This window comes from Pseudoalteromonas sp. SR44-5 (genome assembly GCF_014163675.1).
GTDB classification, from domain to species: Bacteria; Pseudomonadota; Gammaproteobacteria; order Enterobacterales; family Alteromonadaceae; genus Pseudoalteromonas; species Pseudoalteromonas rhizosphaerae.
On the sequence record NZ_JACJDT010000039.1, the window covers coordinates 1 to 18,584 of the forward strand.

General features: G+C 40.8%; 18 protein-coding genes, 3 tRNA genes and 1 rRNA gene. 14 read left to right on the forward strand and 8 right to left on the reverse strand.

Annotated features, from left to right (window positions below; all coding sequences use genetic code 11):
- A 5S ribosomal RNA gene (rrf, locus tag H5154_RS17180) occupies positions 1-108 on the forward strand; the annotation flags it as partial.
- 55 nt (positions 109-163) lie between these two features.
- Here the strand turns inward: rrf and H5154_RS17185 are convergent.
- From H5154_RS17185 to uvrD, 4 genes are all read right to left on the reverse strand, one after another.
- Positions 164-1,012: a chemotaxis protein gene (locus H5154_RS17185; protein ID WP_182719087.1), complete on the reverse strand. Its 849-nt coding sequence runs from the start codon at positions 1,010-1,012 to the stop codon at positions 164-166.
- A gap of 66 nt (positions 1,013-1,078) precedes the next feature.
- Positions 1,079-2,083 (reverse strand): ABC transporter substrate-binding protein, encoded by a 1,005-nt coding sequence (locus tag H5154_RS17190; protein WP_259398546.1) that lies wholly within the window; start codon positions 2,081-2,083, stop codon positions 1,079-1,081.
- A gap of 73 nt (positions 2,084-2,156) precedes the next feature.
- Positions 2,157-4,250, reverse strand: a complete 2,094-nt coding sequence (locus tag H5154_RS17195) for a GNAT family N-acetyltransferase (RefSeq protein ID WP_145242573.1) — start codon at positions 4,248-4,250, stop codon at positions 2,157-2,159.
- On the reverse strand, positions 4,228-6,393 hold the full coding sequence (uvrD, locus tag H5154_RS17200; protein WP_145242582.1) for a DNA helicase II: 2,166 nt from the start codon (positions 6,391-6,393) through the stop codon (positions 4,228-4,230). The genes H5154_RS17195 and uvrD overlap by 23 nt, the downstream gene beginning before the upstream one ends.
- A 327-nt stretch (positions 6,394-6,720) precedes the next feature.
- Between uvrD and H5154_RS17205 the strand changes: the two genes are divergently transcribed.
- The 3 genes from H5154_RS17205 to H5154_RS17215 all read left to right on the forward strand — a co-directional run bounded on the left by H5154_RS17205 (position 6,721) and on the right by H5154_RS17215 (position 8,230).
- Complete coding sequence (locus H5154_RS17205; protein WP_145242571.1) at positions 6,721-6,945, forward strand: hypothetical protein; 225 nt, start codon at positions 6,721-6,723, stop codon at positions 6,943-6,945.
- 111 nt (positions 6,946-7,056) lie between these two features.
- A complete protein-coding gene (locus H5154_RS17210; RefSeq protein WP_182719089.1) occupies positions 7,057-7,425 on the forward strand; it encodes a YacL family protein in 369 nt (122 codons plus the stop codon).
- Between the two features lie 181 nt (positions 7,426-7,606).
- Positions 7,607-8,230 carry a dUTP diphosphatase gene (locus H5154_RS17215; protein ID WP_149983053.1) on the forward strand — a complete coding sequence of 208 codons (624 nt, stop codon included), beginning with the start codon at positions 7,607-7,609 and terminating at the stop codon, positions 8,228-8,230.
- Here H5154_RS17215 and yrfG read toward each other — a convergent pair.
- Entirely contained in the window at positions 8,227-8,877 is a 651-nt protein-coding gene (yrfG, locus tag H5154_RS17220) for a GMP/IMP nucleotidase (protein ID WP_145242565.1), read from the reverse strand. The genes H5154_RS17215 and yrfG overlap by 4 nt on opposite strands.
- Before the next feature lie 61 nt (positions 8,878-8,938).
- On the opposite strand from yrfG, the gene nudE reads away from it, so the two are divergent.
- The 5 genes from nudE to H5154_RS17245 all read left to right on the forward strand — a co-directional run bounded on the left by nudE (position 8,939) and on the right by H5154_RS17245 (position 10,898).
- Positions 8,939-9,511 (forward strand): ADP compounds hydrolase NudE, encoded by a 573-nt coding sequence (nudE, locus tag H5154_RS17225; RefSeq protein ID WP_179959231.1) that lies wholly within the window; start codon positions 8,939-8,941, stop codon positions 9,509-9,511.
- On the forward strand, positions 9,504-10,301 hold the full coding sequence (cysQ, locus tag H5154_RS17230) for a 3'(2'),5'-bisphosphate nucleotidase CysQ (RefSeq protein WP_145242561.1): 798 nt from the start codon (positions 9,504-9,506) through the stop codon (positions 10,299-10,301). Before nudE ends, cysQ begins: the two co-directional genes overlap by 8 nt.
- Before the next feature lie 142 nt (positions 10,302-10,443).
- A tRNA-Met gene (locus tag H5154_RS17235) sits at positions 10,444-10,520 on the forward strand.
- Between the two features lie 158 nt (positions 10,521-10,678).
- Positions 10,679-10,755 (forward strand) — tRNA-Met (locus tag H5154_RS17240).
- Positions 10,756-10,821: 66 nt separating this feature from the next.
- Positions 10,822-10,898, forward strand: a tRNA-Met gene (locus H5154_RS17245).
- 386 nt (positions 10,899-11,284) lie between these two features.
- On the opposite strand, the gene H5154_RS17250 is transcribed toward H5154_RS17245, so the two are convergent.
- Together H5154_RS17250 and nfuA are read right to left on the reverse strand one after the other, a co-directional pair.
- Positions 11,285-11,557, reverse strand: a complete 273-nt coding sequence (locus H5154_RS17250) for a hypothetical protein (RefSeq protein WP_145242551.1) — start codon at positions 11,555-11,557, stop codon at positions 11,285-11,287.
- A gap of 12 nt (positions 11,558-11,569) precedes the next feature.
- Entirely contained in the window at positions 11,570-12,145 is a 576-nt protein-coding gene (nfuA, locus tag H5154_RS17255) for a Fe-S biogenesis protein NfuA (protein WP_145242549.1), read from the reverse strand.
- Positions 12,146-12,290: 145 nt separating this feature from the next.
- Between nfuA and H5154_RS17260 the strand changes: the two genes are divergently transcribed.
- On the forward strand, positions 12,291-14,843 hold the full coding sequence (locus tag H5154_RS17260; RefSeq protein WP_182719090.1) for a M14 metallopeptidase family protein: 2,553 nt from the start codon (positions 12,291-12,293) through the stop codon (positions 14,841-14,843).
- A gap of 16 nt (positions 14,844-14,859) precedes the next feature.
- Here the strand turns inward: H5154_RS17260 and H5154_RS17265 are convergent, their stop codons facing one another.
- Positions 14,860-15,561 carry a ComF family protein gene (locus tag H5154_RS17265; protein WP_182719106.1) on the reverse strand — a complete coding sequence of 234 codons (702 nt, stop codon included), beginning with the start codon at positions 15,559-15,561 and terminating at the stop codon, positions 14,860-14,862.
- Positions 15,562-15,619: 58 nt separating this feature from the next.
- On the opposite strand from H5154_RS17265, the gene bioH reads away from it, so the two are divergent.
- From bioH to H5154_RS17285, 4 genes are all read left to right on the forward strand, one after another.
- Positions 15,620-16,357 (forward strand): pimeloyl-ACP methyl ester esterase BioH, encoded by a 738-nt coding sequence (gene bioH, locus H5154_RS17270; protein WP_182719091.1) that lies wholly within the window; start codon positions 15,620-15,622, stop codon positions 16,355-16,357.
- 100 nt (positions 16,358-16,457) lie between these two features.
- The gene (locus tag H5154_RS17275; RefSeq protein WP_182719092.1) at positions 16,458-16,766 is read left to right on the forward strand and encodes a hypothetical protein; all 309 of its coding nucleotides are present in this window, start codon (positions 16,458-16,460) and stop codon (positions 16,764-16,766) included.
- A gap of 6 nt (positions 16,767-16,772) precedes the next feature.
- Positions 16,773-17,651, forward strand: coding sequence for a putative metalloprotease CJM1_0395 family protein (locus H5154_RS17280; RefSeq protein WP_182719093.1), 879 nt, complete (start codon positions 16,773-16,775; stop codon positions 17,649-17,651).
- A gap of 160 nt (positions 17,652-17,811) precedes the next feature.
- On the forward strand, positions 17,812-18,540 hold the full coding sequence (locus H5154_RS17285; protein ID WP_182719094.1) for a hypothetical protein: 729 nt from the start codon (positions 17,812-17,814) through the stop codon (positions 18,538-18,540).
- Positions 18,541-18,584: the final 44 nt, after the last annotated feature.

Here is an 18,584-nt window from a genome sequence, read left to right on the forward strand (position 1 = left end):
ACAATAGCGTTTTGGACCCACCTGACCCCATGCCGAACTCAGTAGTGAAACGAAACAGCGCCGATGATAGTGTAGCATTTGCTATGTGAAAGTAGGACATTGCCAGGCTCCAAATTGAGAAAGCCCGACTCGAAAGAGCCGGGCTTTTTTACGTTTTATCTCATTAAAACAATCCATACTCTTCGGTTTCTTCTGCCTGTTGGTGCATTAAGTGCTGTGGTCTGAAAATAGCACTCGGATCTATGAGTACGCTGTGTTTATTTTCCAGCTTAATAAGGCCACGCATCATATTCTTAGTTTGCGAATCAATATCAAAACCGACATCTGTGAGCTTATCTAACGGTTTGATATTTTCTTTTTTGTAGCTGATATTATCTTCGACTTTATCAACGAGTAAACCTATGTGAGGGGTTCTGCCATCTTTTGTGGTGAAGATGATAATGGGTTTATGATCGAGCAAGATCTGTTCTTTGGCAGATTCAAACAATCTGATGAGTTGCATGTAGTTGCTGTTACGCTCTATGCTCAGTTCAACTAGCGCTTGTTTTTCGTTGTTTTGTTTTACCAACTCGATTAATTTATTCGCTTTTGTATATAGCCGACTATGAGGGGTTTTAAAGCGTTCTATAATTGCTTTGAGATCTTCATTTTCAGTTTTGAAATGACTGTACCATTTTGCAAAATTTGACTGCTGAACGTCGGTATTATGATTAAACGGCTGATTATGTTTGATACTAATCTCTAGTGCAGTAAACCATTCTTGTTGCTTTTGTTGCCACTCGCTAAATAATTCGACTAATGATTGATTGGTTTCTTGTGTTGATTGTTTGTTGAGAATAATACCTAGATCAAATATTGGAGTGGGGGTTTCCATATAGTCTTTAACACCAATAAAACTTTTATTGTCGTTAGGTAATGAGGTTAAATTATCTTCAAAGCGTTCAGTTAAAAGTATGTCGAGAATTTTTAATGAAATTGTTTTCTGGCCTACTCTAAAATTAATTAAGTCCATAGTGTCCTCACCTCCTAAATATATAGCTTAATAATAGAACATTATTTAGAAAGCGCAGCTATTTTGTTAAAACACAGAGCGATAGACAGTATGCTTATTCTTATCAGTTTTATTGACGAATAACGCGTTTATTTGTTTATCTTCACTAAAAATAATATTTAGGCGCTGCATTAAACAATTATGTTGCAGTGGTTGCGGGCAGCGTTGTGCTGCGGCGCTAAACACCATTGCATTGAGATAGCCTTCAAAGTGCAGACGATTAGGTGTGTTAATTTGCGCTGCAGCCATATCTTTTAAGAATTCAGTGCACCAATAGGCGTCACATTTATTAGGGTTAGGGACTACTTCGGTCGCCATAAGTTTACTGGAGTATTTTAGGCGAGCAAATAAGTCATTGCTTGAGGCAAAAGATATACTGGTGTAGTCAGGCATAAACTGTTGTTCATATGCGCTATTTATAAATTCAGATAATGGTTTGTATGTGCCGACTAAGCAAATGGCAGTAGCACCGCTGGCTTTTAGTGCTTTGAGAGCATCCTTAATATCATTACTATTTCGTTGATAGCGAGCGACTTTAACTGGCTTTAGATTGTGTTTGGCGAGCGATTCTCGCAATCCAGATTCTACTACAAGACCAAATTCATCTGCTTGAATTAAAAACCCAATACGTGTGTGATTGTTTTCTTCGACTAGGTATTTTATTTGCTCGTCAGCTTCATCATCGTAGCTAGCTCTTATGTTGAATACATTAATTGTTGGCTGATAATGCAAAAATTTAGCGCCGCTGTAAGGCATTAAATATGGAATTTGCAGTTGTTCAAGGATTGGTAAAACAGCAAAGCTTGTTGGAGTTCCCATTGCACCGAATAGCGCATCTACTTTGTCTTGATAAATAAAGCGACGAGTATTACTTACTGCGCGTTTTGGTTCATAACCATCGTCGGCGACTATTAATTCTACGTGTGCTCCGTTGATACCTCCGTTTTTATTTAGCTTGTTAAAATAGATATTACTACCTAGGTAAAGTTGTTCACCAATTTGTTTGGCAGGTCCTGTTAACGCGGTAGACATGCCTAATTTTATCGCTGGCTTGTTCTCGGCATAGGCGAAATTGCTATGTGAAAATGAAAAGAAGAAAAGAACGCTAAGGTAATTTTTTAAGTAAGTATTGTTCATACCAATTAGTAACAGCCTGTTTGAATAGTTTATCGAGTGATTTTTTACCACGGATCTGTAAAACTATTTGTGCCTTTTGTGATGACCAGTTTTGTAATATTAGTCTAATAAAAAGACATTTGGTATTTTCATCGCAATTAGATAAGCTGCTTGGTGTGCACCAAAGTGTCCGCCACAATAAAGGTTTGATGGTAAAAATTTGGTAATCTGTTGTTAGTAATGCAGCTAGACGTGTATCTTGGATGTTATCAGCGTTATGTTGAGCACAGTCACGCAGTACTTGTTCGACTAATTGTTGATCTAACTGATTGAAATGATCAAGTAGTTGCAATGCAAAGTCTGATTGAAAATCAGTTTTCAGATTTTTAATTAGCGAGCTGCGATCAGTTAAACTTTTAGCCACAAGAGCTGCATGTTCTGCAGTCGCTTTATCTTGCATAAAGCCTAGTTTAACTAAACTAAACCCCGCCATTTGCCAAAACTTGAGTAGGCTCGCATTAGCGCCAAAACTGGCTCCAAACCAGTCACAGCTTGATGCTAGTTGCTGTTCACAATGAGCAATAAGTTGTGAACCAATACATTTACTATGCTGTGATGGAGCTACAGCAATGCGCACAACACGAGCACACAACCTTGTTAGTACGTCAGCATTAGCACTTAACTGTGCTAATGTTTGCGCCATCAAATGCCCCTGTGGGCGACGTTGACCACTAACAACCTGTTGACTCAAGTCTGCGGTTAAACCGCCTTCAATCGCAATTAGGCATACTGCAATAATAACGCCTTGTTGCTGACATACAAAGATGCGTTGCTCTGTCGCGTCGAGTAAGTGGCGCAAGTCATTCACGCTAGTTTGATAATGCGCTAATGCTAATAGCCCAATGACTTGACGCAGTAGTGCTTCATTTTCAGCAAGGTGTTGGGGAGTCAGTTCAGAATAGAGCAGAGCGCTGGTGTCTAGCGTAATATCTTGATAATCGGCGTCAAGTGCTAACAAATTACAAATATGCTGTTCTAGCGGATCATTCGCTGCGAAGCGAATTGGTTGCTCTAGAGTAACACTATGCATATTTTTATAATGTTGCTCTAGGTAACGTTTGAATTTTAAAGTATACCCGCGGCCATTCCCTTCATAACCTACCATAGTGCTGGCAAATATAATGCGGGGATAATGCGTGAGCATTTTAATTAATAATGGTACTGGGATCGCAGCAGCTTCATCAACCAACAATACATCACAGTCAGGTAGTTCATTTAGTAATTGATCGGGTGCAATATAATGCAAGTTGGCGAGTTGTTTATCCCGAGTTTGATAGCTTAATCCTCGTGCTGCGGCAAAGTGTTTAAAACAGCTGTGTAGGGCGTTAAACTGCTGTGCACAAATGAGTATTTTTTTATCGTTAAGTGTTGCAGCAGCAAGCCCTAAAGCCGCCGATTTTCCGCGGCCACGATCTGCGCTGATCAATAAAGGGCGGTTGGCTCTACCGTTGGCAGTTCTAATGATTTGCTCGATGCAAAATTGCTGTTCAGTTAGGTTTATTTTACCTGTTAGCTGGCTTGTTTCTGGTAACGTTTGCCAGCCTGATTGTTGGCTGAGGTGCAGATACAAATTACTCTGGAGTAAGCGTGCAAAGCGTTGGTTAAAATAACTCTGCTGTTGTTGTTGAGCAAATGATTGAAAGGCGGTCAGTGCTGGGTCACACCAATAGTGTAAATCATCAAGTTCTGGCAACAATACAATAAATAAACCGCCAGCCTGAACAGTGCCACTAAGAGCAGCAAATTTGTCTGGCACTAAGCCACTAAAACCGTCATAAATAACATGCTGAAATTCTTGGCCAAGAATTTGATGAGTATGTTCAGGCCAGCTACTGTCAGTGAGTTCGCCACTAGTTGATAATACCTTAACAAGCGGATGGCAAAGTTGCTTGAGTAACTCATTAGCCTGTTGATAACACCAGTTTTGTTCGCCAGTAATGAGTAGCAATTGCCTATGTTTAGCATAGGCAATTTGCGGTAGGATATTACTTATTAACGAGTTAAATGGCTTGTAGTCGTGCATAAACAGTTACTAACCACTTACTACCAAAGTCATCAAAATTCACTTGTACGCGAGATTGAGCGCCACTGCCTTCGTAATTAATAACCGTTCCCATACCAAATTTTGCATGTAATACGTGTTGTCCTAAGCTAAAGCCACTTTCTTCAAATACGGCATGACTTACTGATGAGCTAAATCGTCCTGCTGCGGGTGGTCGCGATACTTGAGTTTTAATACGAATTTCTTCAATACAATCTTCAGGCATTTCACGTAAAAAGCGTGATGGACTGTGGTACTTTTCTTGACCATAAAGACGGCGGCTCTCGGCATGGCTAATATAGAGTTTTTCCATGGCGCGAGTCATGCCGACATAACAAAGACGACGCTCTTCTTCTAACCGACCTGATTCTTCATTACTTTGTTGAGATGGGAACATGCCTTCTTCAACACCAACCATAAATACGAGTGGAAACTCTAAGCCTTTCGCTGAGTGCAACGTCATCATTTGCACTGCATCTTCATGTTCTTCAGCTTGACCATCACCGGATTCCAGTGAGGTATAAGCCAAGAATCCTTGCAGTGGTGAGCTAAACTCTTCATCTTCCGGGAGTTCGTATTGGCCACAGGCGCTGATCAGCTCTTCTAAGTTTTCTACCCGGGCGCGGCCCTTTTCGCCTTTTTCTGCTTGGTACATCGCCATTAAACCAGATGTTTGAATAGCGTATTTCGCTTGCTCTTCTAAAGTGAGATCACCAATTTTATCTTCAATATGTTCTACCAGTTCAACAAACTTAGTAACAACCGTCGCCGCACGTCCTGATAAATGTTGTTGTTCTACGATGGCTTTGGCGGCGTACCATAATGGCAATGATTCGCTACGCGCACAATCGCGAATATGGCTTAAGGTTTTATCGCCAATGCCACGAGCAGGAGTGTTAATCACTCGCTCAAATGCAGCATCATCCTGACGATTACCTACGAGCCGTAAATATGCCAGCGCATCTTTAATTTCCTGACGTTCAAAGAAGCGCATACCGCCGTAAATGCGGTACTTCAAGCCTTCTTGTAACATGGCTTCTTCAAGTACCCGCGATTGCGCGTTACTACGATATAAAATCGCCGCATCTTGTAGGGCATTACCAGCGTTTAACCAGCTGCGTAATTTGCTGCTTACAAAGCGCGCTTCGTCTAATTCGTTAAAAGCGGCATAAACAGAAATAGGTTCACCATCATTGCCATCAGTCCAGAGGCTTTTACCCATTCGGTCTGAGTTATTTTGAATAAGTGCATTAGACGCTTTTAGAATAGTGGCAGTAGAGCGATAGTTTTGTTCAAGGCGAATAGTTTCGGCTTTAAAATCGGTCAAAAAGCGCTTAATGTTTTCAATTTTAGCACCACGCCAACCGTAAATACTTTGGTCATCATCACCTACGATCATGATGCTGTTGGTATCGCCGGCTAATAATTTAAGCCATGCATATTGAATGGTGTTGGTATCTTGAAACTCGTCTACTAGCATATGGGCAAAACGTTGCTGGTAGTGACGTAGTAAGGTTGGATTATTTTTTAGTACTTCAAAACTACGTAATAAGATTTCGGCAAAATCAACTAATCCGGCTCGATCACATGCTTCTTGATAAGCGGTGTAAACTTTAAGCATCATTTGTTCGTTGATGTCGTAAGCTTGGATATCTTTGGGGCGCAGACCTTCATCTTTCTTGGCGCTGATATACCAGCCAAACTGTTTTGCAGGCCATTTTTTGTCATCAATATTCATGGCTTTTAATAAGCGTTTGATCATTCTAAGTTGATCATCAGAGTCTAAAATTTGAAACGCTTCTGGTAAGTTTGCTTCGCGATGGTGGGCACGCAATATACGGTGTGATAAGCCATGGAAAGTACCAATCCACATACCACCTACTGGTGCCTGAAGGGCCTGTTCAACGCGCGTGCGCATTTCTTTAGCTGCTTTATTGGTAAAGGTTACTGCAAAAATACTATAAGCGGAGGCTTGCTCAACCTGCATTAACCATGCGATACGATGAACGAGTACTCGAGTTTTCCCAGAGCCTGCGCCAGCAAGCACCAGCATATTTTGGAGTGGGGCTGCAACTGCATCCCGTTGTTTATCATTTAAACCGTCGAGTAATTCTGAAACGTCCATCATCACGCCTTTTCAATCAATATTAAAAGCAGTATAACAGGTGTTTTTGTTAGGCTAAATAAAATACTGTTTTTATAACCAGTTAATTTAATACATAGTCTAAAGGCTTTAAAAACTTAATGATTCATTTATAGTCATTTTTTAGCTAAGCTAGATCAATGGTGTGAAGTGATATCGCCAATTTGACTTATATTTAGTAAAAATCACGATTTTAGCTAGTTCTTCGTATTACCGTTGATTTTAACATATTGATTTTTAATAACTAAATAATTGGCATGAAGAATGTAAGTAGATAAGAATAAAATTAAATTAATAATTGAGGTTAACATGGCAGAGCAAGGTTCAGGCGGTAATGTTATCGCAGCGATTTGTAATATATTTTTCCCAGGTTTAGGGCAGTTAGTTCAAGGCCGGATCATGGCGGCAATTGGTTTCTTCCTAGCGTGGGTTATTAGTGGCGCGCTTATTTATGTTGCGATTGGTTTTATATTACTGCCGATCGTCTATATTTGGGCAATCATTGATGCCGCGCGGTTTAGATCTTATCGGTAGCTGTATCACTTCAAAGAATAGCGCTTTTTAGCGCTATTTTTGTATCTGGCTTTATTTATTCATAGCTGACTAGGGTATAATCCCGATCATTAGTTGTATTTAGGGAACCTTATGGAATACCAGTTTATACGTGATCCAATCAGTGGCTTACGTATCAAAATTAGCAGTGAACATGCTGTTATTGGCCGTTGGCTTAATGAAGAAATCGGTAAAGATAAAATCGCCATGGTGCAGGCTTTAATCGCCTCAGTTGCTAGAAGTTTCGAGCCGCTGACACTGCAAGGTCAAGAAATTGATTTGATTTTAAATAAAGATGAAGCCATTTTTGAAGCCCATGCCTTGCATCAAGACTCTGAAGATTTATTTGCTTATCAAGACGATGAACTGATGCTTGAAGAAAATGGTTTAAGTAGCGGCTGTGGTTTTGAAGATTTTGTAGACCTGATTAATTCATGGCAAGAATTTACTACAGGCAGGTAGCCGTCAGTTTTCAGTTAGCAAAATATCCTCGGGTGCCGCGTAATGAAATGCCCTTAGCTATATTGGCAATATTTGTGTTAGCGACCTCTGCGTATTAACCACAATCAGTACGTAGAATCGATTTCATCGAAGAGTATTTATCTGTATTATTACGGCAATTAAAATAGTAACTGGAAGAGATATGTCTGCCAATTTAAACAAACTAGTGGTGATGCTAGAAATGCAAAATGCCATGAACACCAAAGTTCATGATCAATGGTTTAGCCAAGGCTTTGAATGGTATCGCGCTATTTGGGTTGAATGCGCTGAAATGCTTGATCATTACGGTTGGAAATGGTGGAAAAAGCAAACTCCAGATACCGAGCAAGTTATTTTAGAATTGGTTGATATTTTTCACTTCGGTTTATCGTTACGCATTGATGGTGAGACCAGTTATTTAGAGCTTGCTAAGCAGTTGGAACAACAGTTAAGTGCACCGCAACAAGCTGATGATTTCAAACAAACGTTAGAAATTCTCGCCGCGTCAGCCGTCGCTGAGAAAACCTTTAACGCCGCAGCCTTCGCTGGATGTATGGCGCAAATAGGTATGGATATTGATGATTTATATCGAGGCTATGTAGGTAAAAATACGCTTAATTTTTTCCGCCAAGATCATGGTTATAAAGATGGTAGCTACATTAAAGAATGGCATGGCAAAGAAGATAACGAGCATTTAGTTGAGGTCGTTAAAAGCCTGAATACGGAACATGCTGATTTTGCAAAGCTTGTATATCAAGGCTTAGAGGCTCGCTACCCTAAAAATTAAGGCAGCATGTCACGAAAATCAGTGACGCTCAAATAGTCACTGATTTCATTGTGCGGTTGTTTACTATCTGGGTTTGCAACCGCCAATAAATGGCCAATACCATATTCTTTTGCGGCGTTTAGTACCGCTAAACTGTCGTCAACGAACAGCGTACGCTGCTTATCAAAACCTAAATCGAGTTGTACTTGCTGCCATAAGCTTTGCTGCTCTTTACTCACACCATATTGATGAGTCGACACCACACCATCTAAATAGTTATCAATATTGGTTTTTTCAAACTTGAGCATGACACTTTCCGGGTGTGCGTTGGTAAGTAAAATCAACTCTTTACCCGCTTTTCGCAACGATGTTAAAAATGCTGGTACATCCTCACGCATTTTAATGAGGTGCTGATGCTGATATTTTAGCTCCATAATAGGTAAATTAAGTTGTTGTTCCCAGTAATCTAAGCAATACCATTGGATTTGACCGCTAACGGCTTGATAGCGTTTTAATATATCCGCTTGGGCTTGTGCCAAACTAATATTCTTTGCGATAGCGAGTTGCTCAGGGATCACTGTCAGCCAAAAGTGATTATCAAAATGGAGATCGAGCAAAGTGCCATCCATATCTAGCAGCACAGTATCGATTTTTGACCAATTTAACATAGGAATTTCATCTTATAGGGTTTATTATTGAACTAACTGCCATGATAGCAAATTAATGCCAATGACACAGAAAAAGCACCCAACACCACCACAAATTCTTCGCACCGAAGTTGTTGCTAAAAGCCGATTATTTACGGTGGAATCACTTGAATTAAAATTTTCAAATGACGAACAGCGTCAATACGAACGGATCCGCGGCGGTGGCCGAGGGGCTGTAATGATAGTGCCATTAACAGCTGATAATGAATTACTGTTAGTACGAGAATATTGTGCTGGCACTAATGATTATCAACTAGGCTTCCCAAAAGGCTTAATTGATCCTGGTGAAACACCAGAACAAGCAGCAAACCGAGAATTAAAAGAAGAAGTTGGCTTTGGTGCTGAGCAACTTCAGCCACTTAAAGTGGTTTCAATGGCACCCAGTTACTTTAATGCGACTATGCACATATTGTTTGCGCAACAACTTTATCCGCAAACTTTAGTTGGGGACGAGCCAGAACCATTAGTGGTTGTTAAGTGGCCATTAACCGATTGGCAGTCATTATTACAACAATCAGACTTCACCGAAGCACGAAGCGTTGCAGCTTTGCTATTATTAACTAAGCATTTAGAATCAGGAGCTGCGAATGATTGAATTACTTGAGCCATGTATTGAGCTTGCGCAAAGCGCTGGTGCTGCGATTATGGCTATTTACAAGAAAGATGATATTGGCCAGCAAGAAAAGTCAGATCACACACCTGTCACTAAAGCCGATTTAGCCGCTAACGATGTGTTAGTTGCTGGATTAAAAGCACTAGCGCCAGATATTCCTATTATGTCAGAAGAAACACCAATCCCTGCTTTAGCAGATAGGCAAGATTGGCAGCGCTATTGGTTACTCGATCCAATGGACGGTACCGGTGAGTTTATTTTAGAAAGCGGCGACTTTGCGGTAAATATCGCTTTGATTGAAAACAATCGCCCAGTGCTTGGGGTGATTTATTGGCCAGCGAAAGAGACAACTTATTTTGCCAGTTATCAAAATGGTGCATTTAAGCGTGTTGATGGCGTAGAGCAGCAGATCAATGTTGCCACTCCAGATAACTTAACTTTGGCTGTTAGTCGTCGTCAAAAAATTGAAGCTGTTAGTCAATACTTGAACGCGCAGTTTACAACAGTTGCTGTAGGTTCATGCTCTTTAAAAGCATGTATTGTTGCTGAGGGTAAAGCTGACTGTTTTTTACGGATAGGGCCAACAGGTGAGTGGGATACGGGAGCATCGCAAATAATTGTTGAAGAAGCAGGTGGCTGTATTACTGATGCTGAATTTAATCCATTAACCTACAATCAGCGTGAGAGTACAGAGAACCCTGACTTTATAGTGATGGGTCACCCTGATTGGGAGTGGCAAAAAATGATCAGTCCACACCAAAGAGCGCTTTAATTACTCTGTTTGTTTGCTTTTTGTTCGGTTGAACAGCTTTAAGCAGTTTAACTGTTGCATTATAATATGATTCCTATACTATAGCGCTCTCTTCGAAACAGGCTCGCAAATAACGCGAAACCGTTGAAAAAGAAATTACAGGCGCGGGATGGAGCAGCCTGGTAGCTCGTCGGGCTCATAACCCGAAGGTCGTCGGTTCAAATCCGGCTCCCGCAACCAATTTTCTTAAATGATTTGGTGCATTGGAAGTTTTAAAAGGTCGTCGGTTCACTCTTCACCTTTCACAGCTCCCGCAACCAATTCTTTTAAAGAAGCGGTTACTGTAAACTCTTGGTGAGAGTTAAAAATCACTAGTCGATAGACTTAAAATATACAGGCGCGGGATGGAGCAGCCTGGTAGCTCGTCGGGCTCATAACCCGAAGGTCGTCGGTTCAAATCCGGCTCCCGCAACCAATTCTTTAGTGAGTTGGCTGACTTCTTTAATTAAGTAAGAAGTAAAATAACACTTAATATTTCAGGCGCGGGATGGAGCAGCCTGGTAGCTCGTCGGGCTCATAACCCGAAGGTCGTCGGTTCAAATCCGGCTCCCGCAACCAACTGAAATTACAATTACAATTACAATTACAATTTAGAATATTAAACAGACACGCCTAAAGCGTGTTTTTTTATGCCTGAAACTCAGTGAAATAAATAGCTCGTCGGTCTCAGCTCTACATTAGCCAGCAAAGGCCATCTATTTAAATCCGGCTCCCGCAACCACTGAAATCAAGTAATAATGAATCGACACTCTTAAAATGAGTGTTTTTTTATGTCTAAAATTCAGTGAGTGCGAAAATTGGGCTACTCATAACCCGAAGGTCGTCGGTTCGTTCTTCATAAACTCAGGCTCCCGCAACAACTGAAATAAAGTACGACAAATTAAATAGGTATTGTTGATGAGTGCTTTTTCATGGCAGTATTTTGATAGAACCTAGAGCTTTGGCTATTTCCAAAGATCAGGATCTTCTTCTGGACGGGAATCTTTTCTGTCTAATACCTGCGAAAAGCGATTAGCAAAGATACCTAAGTAGCCCCAAGCGGCGAAGAATAGTGCGATGGCTAAAATTACTAAGCCGATGATTTGTAAGCTGTAGTGGCTATAATAGCCGAGGGTGATTAATATCACGGCTAGCACAAACAGTGCTAAGCCGCGTAAAAAGCGCTTTAAACTGAGCTTAGGCTCTGAACCTAAGCGATATATCAGCGGCTTTAGCATGACTGCCTACTATTAATAGTAAGAATGATCGCCAGCTTTGTGATCAGTAATATCAGCAACACCGGTGATTTCATCGAACTTAGCAATCATTTCTTTTTCAATGCCTTCTTTTAGTGTGACATCGATCATAGAACAACCATTACAGCCACCGCCAAATTGAAGAACAGCAATACCTTCAGCAGTTACTTCTACAAGGCTTACTTGGCCGCCATGGTTAGCAAGCTGAGGGTTAACCTCTGTTTCTAACATGTGTTGAATACGTTCGTTAAGTCCTGCATCATCACCGATTTTACGGGCTTTAGCATTGGGGGCTTTAAGTGTTAACTGGGTGCCCATTTTATCGGTAACGAAATCGATTTCAGCTTCTTCTAAAAATGGCGCGCTTTCTGTGTCAACTACAGCATCAAAGCCGTTAAAAGGAAGACGAATATCGGTGGCTTCTACTGCATCTTCAGGGCAGTAAGATACACCACATTCCGCTTGTGATGTGCCAGGGTTAACAACAAATACGCGAATATTTGTTTTTTCAGCTTGGTCAGCTAATAATTTTGCAAAATGCGATTGTGCGGTTTCGGAAATAGAAATCATAAAACAACTATACTTGACTAAATTACTCGGATACTGGTTATCATACTCCGCTCATCGCGTTGTCGCCAGTGTTGAGCGTAAAAATTTGGCATCTATTTTAAGCAATGGTAGCGTGCAAACATTGATCATTTACTGAGTGTTTTCTATGCGTTTGATAATAACAATCTTTACACTATTGCTAAGCTTTTCTTGTTTAGCACAACCGCTTTCATATTATTTCAATGATGATGTGAAATTTGATCCAACTATTCCCACTCCAGAGCAGGTTTTAGGCTATGAAGTCGGGCAGTGGCACGTACGTCATGATCAACTCGTTCGTTATATGGAAATATTGGCACAAAAAAGTGACCGTATTAATTTTGAAGTCATTGGTCGTACCCATGAGCAGCGCCCGCTCGTTATGCTAACTATCACCGCAGCTGATAAGTTGGCGAATGTGGAGCAAACACGTAAGGCGCACTTGGCTCGTTTAGCCGATCCAGAAAAAGCCAAAGAAACCGATCAGCCAGCGGTCGTTTGGATGGGTTATAGCGTTCATGGCAATGAATCTTCTGGTAGTAATTCAGCCTTGCTAGTGGCTTATTATTTAGCTGCGGCGCAAGGTAAAGAAATTGATACGCTATTAAATAACACGGTTATTTTACTCGATCCTTCATTAAACCCAGATGGTTTAGCACGCTTTGCGAATTGGGCGAATAGTAATCGCGGTATGAACTTATCGTCTGATCCACAAACTCGGGAGCATATTGAAAGCTGGCCAAGTAGCCGTACTAACCATTACTGGTTTGATTTAAATCGTGATTGGTTGCTGCTACAACACCCTGAATCACGTGCTCGTATTGCTAAGTTTCATTACTGGAAACCCAATATTCTTACTGATTTCCATGAAATGGGTCCCAATAGCACGTTTTTCTTTCAGCCAGGTATTCCATCACGTAAGCATCCGATCACCCCTGATGAAAATGTCAGTCTCACGAAGGCAATAGGTAACTATCATGCCAAAACATTGGATGAACACAACGCGTTATATTTTACCGAAGAAAGCTTTGATGATTTTTACTATGGCAAAGGTTCAACTTATCCAGATGTGAATGGTGGTGTGGGTATTTTATTTGAGCAAGCAAGTTCTCGTGGTCATCTGCAAGAAACCATAAATGGACCGCTGAGTTTTGCATTTACGATTAAAAACCAGCTGCTTACGAGCCTATCTACATTTCAGGCTGCGATAGATAATCGCCAAGCATTACTCGATTACCAAGCTAGTTTTTACAATAATGCTATAGAGCTTGCTAATGATGAAGATTATAAAGGTTATGTAGTGCAAGGCGGTGCAGATACAACACGTAGCGCACTTTTTTTAGATTTATTGAAACAGCATCAGATCAAAGCTTATCCACTTAATAAAGCAGTAAAAGCGGATGGTAAGAATTTTTCTGCGAAAAGTTATTTTGTGCCATTAGCCCAGCCACAATATCGCTTAGTTAAAGCCATTTTTAGTGAGCAAAAGCGTTTTGTTGATAACACTTTTTATGATGTATCCGGTTGGACGTTAGCCCACGCTTTTAACTTGGAGTTTGCAGCAATCAAAAGTGGCTGGGGCTTAGACGTTAGTAAAAATGCATGGCAACAGCCTGAAAAACCACAATTTGCTGAGTTAGATGCACAGTATGCGTTTGGCTTTAAATGGGATAATTATTTAGCTCCGAAAATGCTTAATAAATTATTACAGCAAGGTGTGCAAGCTCGTGTGGCGCTCAGCCCGTTATCAGCTAAATCGCTTGCAAGTACACAGGAATTTGCTGCGGGTAGTATTATTATTCCTGCTGGGATTCAAAAAAATCCGCAATGGGTGTCGTTATTAAATAGTGCACAAAATGAGTTTGGTATTGCGATTACGCCTATTACTTCTGGCTTAACGGCAAAGGGTGTCGATTTAGGCTCGCGGACGTTAGCGGTAGTTAAAGCGCCGAAAGTATTACTCGTTGGTGGCCAAGGGACTAGTCAATATGAAGTAGGTGAAGTGTGGTATTACTTAGATCGCTTTGTTGGTGTGGCATCTACCATTGTGGAAATTGAACGTTTTGGTGATCTTGAACTTAGTGATTACAGCCACATTGTTTTGGCTCATGGAAATTACAATAAGCTTTCAGATGCTGACAAAATAGCAATTAAAACTTGGGTACGTAAAGGTGGAGTTATTTGGGGCCACAAAGGTGGGGCTAAGTTTTTAGTCGATCAACAACTATTAAAAACCAGTTATTTATCACGCCGAGATGTTGCCAGCGCCTTCAAAACGGATGGCTTAAACTATGGTGATAAAGATCATCTAGCTGGGCGTCAACGTATTGCTGGAGCGATATTTAATACTAAAGCCGATTTAACGCACCCACTTACTTTTTCATTACAGCGTGACACCTTACCAGTATTTAAAAATAGTACTTGGTTACTTGAAATGTCAGCTGCACCATTTGTAAATGTGTTGCAGTATACGCAAAAGCCATTACTAGCTGGCTTTACCGATGATGTGAATGTTGAGCAAGTAGCGGGAGCGGCTGGTTTAGTGGCACATTCGTATGGTCGTGGCAGTGTGATTGGTATGACAGATGATCCGGTATTTAGGGGCTATTGGTACGGCACCAGTCGTTTATTGAGCAATGCATTGTTTTTTGGTCACACATTTAGAGCGAATGCCGATTAATTAATTAGCTTAAGTATTAATGACCTAATGGTGTTAAGCAGGTTACAAATGCCCAAACTTGCTTAGCACCAGCCTTTTTAAGGGCGACGGTAGCAGCATTAAGAGTTGCTCCTGTGGTCATCACATCATCAATGATAGCAATTGTTTTTCCGCTCATATCGGTATTACATATAAATGCGCCATGTAAGTTTTTTACTCGTTTAGCTTTGCTAAGTGATGACTGTGCTTGGGTTTTCTTTGTACGCTGTAAACTCTGAGAATCAATATTTTCATTTACTAAACATGGCAACCAGCATTGTGATACTTGGTTAAAGCCTCGCTTTAAAAAACGCTGCTGATGTAAAGGTAAAATAATAAATAAATCTGGCCATATTTCGCTATTTTTTTTACTAACAGTCAGTTGCTGGCTAATAATTAACGACAATGCGTTTTTATAATGAATTTGGTTACTAAATTTAAGTTGCGTGAGCCAACCATCGAAAGGGGGACGATACCACGCGCAAGCGAACAGGTAATCGAATTGGCAATCAGGAAATAACTCAACCACATCTGGGCGATACAGTAAATTAGCATGTGTGGTTATATCTAATAGCGGCAAATCAGCTAAACAATGTTCGCATAAACTATGTTTGGTACGGATAATACTTTGGCATTGCACACAAAAAGAAGGAAAAAACCAATCGCCCAGCTGTTGAAAACATTGATGAAAAGCAGTCATTGCATTCATTCCCTCAAACGCTATTATGAGCGCTAAGTTTGGAGCAAGGTTATAAAAAATGCAAAATGAGCTGGTGTTATTACATGGTTGGGGGATGAATCAAGGCGTATGGCAGTTGATCTTGCCGGAGCTTCAATTTATGCATAACGATACAGTACGCAGTGTTGATTTACCCGGTTACGGTAATAATCAAGCATCGCCAAAGCCGTATACTTTGCATGCCGCTGCATTACAATTAAGCAATCAATTACAGCCAAACACTACCTTAATGGGCTGGTCTTTAGGTGGTTTATTTGCTCTTTATATTGCAAAGCACTGGCCTGAAAAAGTCGCGAAAGTGATATTAGTTGCTGCAACTCCATTGTTTGCTGAAGGCGATGATTGGCCAGGAATTAAAGCAAATGTATTAGCTGCATTTAAAGAGCAGTTAGTCACTCATCGTGAGAAAACCATCGATCGCTTTTTGGCAATACAGGCGATGGGCAGTGAAAATGCCCGAGATGATATTAAACAACTTAAACAGTTACTCAATGAATTTCCGGCTCCACAAGAGTGTGCATTAACTGCTGGTTTGGATATTTTACAGCAAGATGATTTACGCGATGCTTTTGCCTGTTGTCCAGTGCCGATCCGTGCTGTATTTGGCCGTTTAGATGCATTGGTACCGTATCGCGCAGTAACCAAAATGAAAGTTTTAAAACACGATTTTGAGTATGAAGTGATCGATAAGGCGTCACACGCACCTTTTATATCCCATAAAAAAGAGTTTTTATCTGCCGTCAAATCAATGCTTTGAAAAGTAACTTTACGGTGGTTTGAAAAACTCTGCAGTAAAGCTTTATTTTGACTGTTTTATGAGCGATAATTAACCAATATATCATTGGTGGAGGTGTTATATGTCAATCGGATCTGTGTTTAATAACGGTGTTGAAGGTTTTAATCGTGCCAGTCAGGGTATAGAGAAAGCCAGCGCAGAAATAAATCGCGCCAGCATTGAGCAACAAGACGACGCCCAGCTTGCCCAACAGCGCCAGCTGCAAGCTGCTCGTCCGGAAGAAGCGGTAACCGCTCCTGTGTCACAACCACCACGTATTGATGAAGCCTTGGTCAATTTAAAGGTCGAAGAGTTTAATGCCAAAGCCAATACGCAATCAATTCAAACCGCAGACGAAGTGCTGGGGACTTTGATTGATATTCGTGTTTAATTTGCCATGAACATTGTCACGCCATTTCCAAATATTAATATAAACACCGCAAATGTTTATACGGAAACCGCTCGGCGTGACAACCAACTTCGGGAAGTTATCCCGCCACCTGCAGCTACAAAACCGACTAATGCTGAAAACAAAGCGCTTGGTGATAATGAAAAAACTAAACAACCCGGTACAACTGATACCGGCACTTATGATGCCAAGGGTAAACTTGCCGACGAAAAAGTAATTCAAGAGCGTCAGCAGGGAGATGCAGAGCAAAACCCAGAGCAAAATGAACAGCAACAACAAGATACAGAGAAAGAAGCAAAGCAAAAAGAGCAAGTAGCTCAGCAAGAGCAACAAGACGCTGAGCAAATTAAAGAGTTAAAAGCGCGTGATATTGAAGTACGTATTCATGAGCAAGCTCACTCATCAGTTGGTGGTCAACACGCAGGTTCGCCAAGTTATGAGTACCAACGCGGACCTGATGGTACCAATTACGCTGTTGGTGGCGAAGTACAAATTGACGTTGCTGAAATAGCAGGTGACCCGCGAGCTACAATAGAGAAAATGCAAACGGTACGTGCTGCAGCTTTAGCGCCGGCAGAGCCTTCTGGTGCTGATCGTTCGATTGCTGCTGATGCCACTCAAAAGCTCGCTGCAGCGCAAGCAGAGCTTAGTAATATAGACAGTGATGATGAAAGCAGTACGCAATCAGCATCGTTCAAAGTAGATAACGAATTAACAAAGGATGAGAAAGCTGCAGCTACTGCTGAATCAGAAACCGCAACGGCTAAGCGCGATATTGAAGTTGAGCAGCGTGCAGGTCGTATTGCGCAGTTTTATCAAGCCGCCACCTCGCCTTATGGACAGTCTGGCTTTTCTGCAACCATATAGTTGCTCCCTCGTAATATGTGTTTCCTCAATTTAAATCCAAATAAATCATTTTTTAAGTGTGGTTATTCACATTTATTTACCTAAAGATGTATGCACTTAATTGTGAAACATTACTGTAACTGCTATTTTCCCTACGATTTTTATTATGGAAGACAATTAAATGAAATATGCAGTAATCGCAGGTGCTTTATCACTTTTTTCAATAACAGCGGTGGCGAATGAAACGGCTGGCTTAAGTTATGACTATGTCGAAGTTGGCTATGCAAAAATGGACGTAGATGGCTTGGATGAACTTAGCTTTGATGGCTATGCAGTTAAGCTTAGCAAGCAAGTAAGTAGTAATTGGTATCTAACCGGTTTATATGCAAGCACATCAGATGATCTGTCAAATAGTGTCTCTGAGGATTATCGTGATATCTTTCAAAACGGTGAGTATGTCGGAACGTCACAGTTATACACTGAAGGAAAGCTAGACGCTGAATTTACTAGATTAGAGCTCAGTGCGGGTTATATTCAACGTTTATCTGCAGTTACCAATTTAGATTACAGTATCAATCTAGGTAGACTGAAGTACAGCACTGACTTCATAAACCTCGTCGAAGAAAGGTTTAATGGCCAAGTATTCTCATCGTCAGAATCAGGTTACTCGGACTCAGATAGTGCTGATATCCTCTCTGCTAATGTGCAAGTTAGGCATTTAGTCACGGATAAATTTGAAGTCAACGCGGGACTTGGCTACGAGCGTTTACATGATGAAGAAAGTGACAATAACGTTGTTTTAAAAGCGGGTTTTAATTATACCTTGACTGAAAAAGCAATTTTAGGTGCTTCATACCGTTACGTTGATGAGTACGCAGACATTGCAGTGACGTTACGCTTTTACTTTTAATCTTGAAATAAAAAATTAAAATCGCCGCAAATAGATTTTGTGGC